Source organism: Streptomyces sp. UNOB3_S3, from assembly GCF_020740895.1.
Taxonomy (GTDB): Bacteria; Actinomycetota; Actinomycetes; order Streptomycetales; family Streptomycetaceae; genus Streptomyces.
This window is the reverse complement of record NZ_JAILXP010000542.1, coordinates 1-3496: the sequence shown is the minus strand read 5'-3', so window position 1 is coordinate 3496 and position 3496 is coordinate 1. Positions and strand designations below refer to the sequence as shown.

3 protein-coding genes are annotated in these 3496 nt (G+C 71.9%); 2 read left to right on the top strand and 1 reads right to left on the bottom strand.

Annotated features, from left to right (window positions below):
- On the top strand, nt 1–419 hold a 419-nt coding region (locus K6I33_RS33290), incomplete at its 5' end, for a phosphotransferase (RefSeq protein ID WP_229358442.1).
- A 66-nt stretch (nt 420–485) separates the two neighbouring features.
- Here K6I33_RS33290 and K6I33_RS33285 read toward each other — a convergent pair.
- Nucleotides 486–2108, bottom strand: a complete 1623-nt coding sequence (locus K6I33_RS33285) for a protein kinase (RefSeq protein WP_229358440.1) — start codon at nt 2106–2108, stop codon at nt 486–488.
- 359 nt (nt 2109–2467) lie between these two features.
- Between K6I33_RS33285 and K6I33_RS33280 the strand changes: the two genes are divergently transcribed.
- A partial coding sequence (locus K6I33_RS33280) for a protein kinase (RefSeq protein WP_229358438.1) occupies nt 2468–3496 on the top strand: 1029 nt, incomplete at its 3' end.

Below are 3496 nucleotides of genomic sequence, written 5' to 3'. Positions count from 1 at the left end.
GCCGTGCACCCACCCCCGCCCGGGGCTGGGTGCACGGCGACTTCCACCCGCTCAACCTGCTCTACCGGGGCGCCGAGCCCGCGGCGATCGTCGACTGGGACCGGCTGGGCGTCCAGCCGCGCGCCGAGGAGGCCGTACGGGCCGCGGTGATCTTCTTCCTGCGTCCGGACGGCACGCTGGACCTGGCGAAGATACGCCCCTACGCGCGTGCCTACCGCCGGGTCACCGGCGCGGACGCGGCCGAGCTGGGCGCCGCCGTGCACCGGGTGTGGTGGGAGCGGCTGAACGACTTCTGGATGCTGCGCTGGCGCTACCAGTTGCGCGACCACCGCGCCGACCCCGGCTTCCCGGCCTCGGCGGCGCTGGCGGTGTGGTGGACGGGCGCGTACGAGTCCGTGCGCGACGCCTTCACGGACTGACGGCCCGCACGGCCCCCACATGGACGAGGCCGGACCCCTGGAGGGGTCCGGCCTCGTTCGCGTCGGCTAGCCGACGGTGCCCTGGTTGGCGCCGCCCTGAGTGGTGGTGCCCGGCGTGCCCTTGTCCGGCGGGTCCGGCGAGTGGGACGGCTGCTTCCCGTCGTCCGGGGTCTTGGTCGGGTTGCCCGACGGGTCCGTGCCGCCCGACGGGTTGGACGACGGATTGCCGGTCGGCGGCTTGCTCGCGTGCCCCGTCGAGTCGTCGGAGGGCTCGCGCTGCCGGTTGCGGGTGTTGTCGCTCCAGTCGTCGCTGTCGCCGCCCGTGCCGGTGCCCGTGTCGGACGTGTGGCCCTTGGAGGGCTTCCGGCTGGGCTTCTCGCTGCCGCTGGGCGTGGGGGCGCTGGGGGTGGTGGTGACCTTGTCGGTGGTCGTCTTGTTGCTGGGGCCGCCCTTGTCGCCCTGCTTGAGCATGAACGCGACGCCCGCCACGACCGCGACCACCGCGAGCACGGCGACCAGCCACAGCTTGCCCTTGCCGCCGCCCGAACCGCCGCGGCCGCCGTTGTAACCACCGTTGTAGCCGCCGAAACCGCCGTCGTCGGCGCCCTGGCGGCGCGGGATCACCGGCTGCTGCGAGGTGTCGCCGTGCTGCGGGTGCGGCATGGCCGTGGTGGCGCCCATGCCCACGCCGCCCATGACCTGGGTCGCGGCGGCGGCGTGGCCGACCGGGCCGGTGCTCCAGGCACCCGTGTGGCTGCCCGCCTCGTGCAGCATCTGAAGGCCGTACTGGACCAGCCCGCGCATCTCCTCGGCGCTCTGGAACCGGTCGTCCGGGTCCTTGGCGAGGGAGCGCATGACGAGCCCGTCCAGCTCCGGCGGCACCGCCGGCTGCACCTGGGACGGCGGCACGGGGGTGTCCTGGACGTGCTGGTAGACCACCGACAGCGGGGTCTCGCCGGTGAACGGCGGGCGCAGGGCCAGCAGTTCGTAGAGCAGACAGCCGGTGGCGTAGAGGTCCGAGCGGGCGTCGACGGTCTTGCCGAGGGCCTGCTCCGGGGAGAGGTACTGGGGCGTGCCCATGACCATGCCGGTCTGGGTCATGGTGGAGGCCGCGCCGTGCAGGGCGCGGGCGATGCCGAAGTCCATGACCTTGACCGCGCCCGTGTTCGTGATGATCACGTTGGCGGGCTTGATGTCGCGGTGCACGATGCCGTGCTGGTGGCTGTAGGCCAGCGCCTCCAGCACCCCGGAGACGATGATCAGCGCCTGCTCGGGCGGCGGCGCCTCGGAGTTGAGCAGAAGGTCGCGGATGGTGCGGCCCTCGACCAGCTCCATGACGATGTACGGCACGACATTGCGGCCGACGGTGTCCTCGCCGGAGTCGTAGACGGCCACCACGGCGTGGTGGTTCAGACCGGCGACGGACTGTGCCTCGCGGGTGAAGCGCGCCTTGGAGACCGGGTCCTCGGCGAGGTCGGCGCGGAGCAGCTTCACCGCGACGGTACGGCCCAGCCGTACGTCCTCGGCGGCGAAGACCTCCGCCATGCCGCCCCGGCCCAGCCGGTGGGTCAGACGGTAACGGCCGTCGCCGACCAGTCCGCCATTACCCCACATTTCAGGCACATCGGGCATTCCGCCCCCGTGGGCGTCAGGATCGGATGGACCCTGGGCGCTCTGCGTCTGTGCCATCAGTCCTCGCCGTCGTCTCTGGTCCGCCGCAGCCGCTCCCCGTGAGAAGGCGATTGCGCGGGGTAACTCGAGAAAGCTGTCTTCCGCTAGGGCACGCTACAGGCTTTGCGACGTGTCCCGGTCCGGGATGGACCGGCTATCAAACCCGTACCGGTACGAGCAAGGCAAATCCCGTGACACCTTGTCGCGCATCCGGTCACGGAACGGGCACGCGGCTTGACGTGCCCGGCGCCTCGGGCAGACTTGGCCGGGATACGACGAAGAACAGCTGGATCGGCGCGCCCCGGGCGCGTCACGAAACCACTCCAGCGACGCCAGTACGCCAGGCAGCGCGCCGAGGCCGAGGGGGAAGCAACACCATGAGCCAGGACGGCGCTCAAGGCCGCTACGCGGGACGATCTGTCGGCCGGGGCCGCTACCAGCTGCGCGACCTGCTCGGCGAGGGCGGCATGGCGTCCGTGCACCTGGCCTACGACACGGTGCTGGACAGACAGGTCGCGGTCAAGACCCTCCACACCGAGCTGGGCCGCGAGTCCTCCTTCCGCGAGCGCTTCCGCCGCGAGGCCCAGTCCGTGGCCAAGCTCACGCACACCAACATCGTCTCGGTCTTCGACACGGGCGAGGACGACCTCGACGGCTCGACGATGCCGTACATCGTCATGGAGTACGTCGAGGGACAGCCGCTGCGCTCGGTGCTCGACGCGGACGCCGCCCAGTACGGCGCCATGCCCGTCGGGAAAGCGCTCAAGATCACAGCGGATGTGCTGGCCGCGCTCGAGGTCAGCCACGAGATGGGCCTGGTCCACCGCGACATCAAGCCCGGCAACGTGATGATGACCAAGCGCGGCGTGGTCAAGGTCATGGACTTCGGCATCGCCCGCGCCATGCAGTCGGGCGTCACCTCCATGACCCAGACCGGCATGGTCGTCGGCACCCCGCAGTACCTCTCGCCCGAGCAGGCCCTGGGCCGCGGCGTCGACGCCCGCTCCGACCTCTACTCGGTCGGCATCATGCTCTTCGAGCTGCTGACCGGCCGGCTGCCCTTCGACGCGGACTCCCCGCTGGCGATCGCCTACGCGCACGTCCAGGAGGAGCCGGTCGCGCCCTCCACGATCAACCGCTCGATCCCGCCGGCCGTGGACGCGCTGGTCATGCGCGCCCTGAAGAAGAACCCGAACGAGCGCTTCCCGAGCGCCGAGGCCATGCGCGACGAGTGCGCCCGTGTCGCGGGCACCGCCCAGGCGGCACCCGCGCCGATCATCATCGCGGGCGGCCCGCCGGCCCGCAGCGGCGCCGGCGTCGGCTCGGCGGTCTTCCCGCCCGTGGACGGCCAGACGCCCGCTCCGGGCCCGCAGGGCGTCCAGACGCCGTACCAGCCCCACCCGGCC